2 protein-coding genes and 1 pseudogene are annotated in these 1550 nt (G+C 74.6%); 1 reads left to right on the top strand and 2 read right to left on the bottom strand.

Annotation, left to right across the window (positions count from 1 at the left end; all coding sequences use genetic code 11):
* A partial coding sequence (locus G3I40_RS36160) for an O-antigen ligase family protein (RefSeq protein ID WP_164559066.1) occupies nucleotides 1–706 on the top strand: 706 nt, incomplete at its 5' end.
* A gap of 12 nt (nucleotides 707–718) precedes the next feature.
* Here the strand turns inward: G3I40_RS36160 and G3I40_RS36155 are convergent.
* Nucleotides 719–1282, bottom strand: a complete 564-nt coding sequence (locus G3I40_RS36155) for a hypothetical protein (RefSeq protein WP_164559065.1) — start codon at nucleotides 1280–1282, stop codon at nucleotides 719–721.
* A gap of 77 nt (nucleotides 1283–1359) precedes the next feature.
* Nucleotides 1360–1550: pseudogene (locus tag G3I40_RS36150) on the bottom strand (glutamate racemase); the annotation flags it as partial.

Raw genomic sequence — 1550 nt, 5'->3', positions numbered from 1 at the left:
GTGGTCCGCGCGGCATCGGGCGCTGCGGTTCGCCCTGCACGTCCCGGCGGTGGGGACGATCGTCACGGCCGCCGTCCTCGGCTCGCAGGCGGGGATCGCCGCATGCACGGGGGTCGTCCTGTGCTCACTGGCGGCGGCCCGGATGCGCCACCGGGCGGTCGGTCTCGCGGGCCTGGGTGTGGCGACGGCCCTGGTCGCCGGGACCGGTCTGGCACTGGCCGAGCAGGCGCTGCCGTCCGGCCTCGCCGCCTCCCTCGAGGGCCAGCTCACCTCGCACCGTGTGCTGCTGTGGCGCGACGCCCTGCACCTGACCGCATCCGATCCGGCGCTCGGCGTGGGCCCCGGCCGCTTCGAGGAGTTCGACCCCACCCTCGCCCCGCCCGCACTGCCCGACGGCAAACCGCACTCGGCGCTGTTCCAGGTCGCCGCCGAGCAGGGCGTCGTCGGTGCGGTGCTGCTGGCCGCGGCGTACTGCTGGCTGCTGTACGTGCTGTGGCGCTCGGTCCGCTCGACCCAGGTGGTGCTGGCGGCGGCCGCGGCGCTGACGGCGGTCGCCGCGATGGCGACGGCGGGCAACGCGCTGAGTTTCACCACGGTGACCGCGGGCGTCGGGCTGCTCGCGGGCCTCGCCACCGCGGAGCCGCTCGCCGACGACCCGCCCCACGACGCGGCCGCCCCGGAAGGTGCCCGGAGCGGCCAGGGGTGAGCGGGCGCGCGGTCAGACGACAGGGCCTGCCGCGGTCGGCTTGAGGAGGTCGCGGATGTGCCGCACGGCGCTCTCCGCGTTGTCCACGGTCACCGTGAACTTGCGGCCGTCGCCGAGGCTGAGGACCACGCCCTCACCGCGCCGCACCACGACGGCGGTGCCGATCTCGGGCCGCCAGCGGTAGCCCCAGCCGCCCCACTGCCGGGGGGTCACGCGCGGGGCGAAGTCCGCGTCCACCACGTGCGAGAGCGGAATGCGGCGGCGCGGAAGCCCGACGTGCCCGCAGCGCACCTCCAGGTGGTCCCGGTCGACCTTCACGGCGACGTGCAGGAAGGCGAGGGTGCCGAACAGCACGAGCAGGCCGACCGCGATCAGACCGACCACGGACATGGCCAGGGCCGCTATGCCGGTGGCCCACGAATTGTCCACGGCCAGCTCGATGCCCAGGGCCAGGCAGGCGAAGCCGCCCATGGCCAGGAGCCACTGCACACGATTGTGTGCGCGGCCGGTCCAGATCTCGCTCGCGTGGGCGGAAGTGCGTCGCCCGGGGTGCTCGTCGGCGGCGTGTTCCCTCATGCACACGAGCGTACTCACCTTCTGCTGCGAAGGCACCGGCTTGCGGAGGGTGACTGCTCCGGAGCGGTGGGGTGATCTCAGCCGACGTGGCTGACGGCCGCCAGGGACCGGCCCTCCGCATAGGTGAACGCCGCCTCCGGGAGCGATTCCGTACGGCCGCTGAGGATCACGGTGAGTGAACCGGATGCGTTCGCGGCCGCCTCGGGGCGCTCACCGATGCGGCGCAGCGCCTGCGCGGCGACGGCGCCCGCGCTGCCGTGCAGCACGA

It is taken from the genome of Streptomyces sp. SID14478, from assembly GCF_010548525.1.
GTDB lineage: Bacteria > Actinomycetota > Actinomycetes > Streptomycetales > Streptomycetaceae > Streptomyces.
This window is presented reverse-complemented; position numbering and strand designations above follow the sequence as displayed.

Excerpts from the sequence above, each read along its gene's own strand:
- G3I40_RS36155 (WP_164559065.1), bottom strand. The coding sequence starts at position 1,282 with ATGAGGGAACACGCCGCCGACGAGCACCCCGGGCGACGCACTTCCGCC.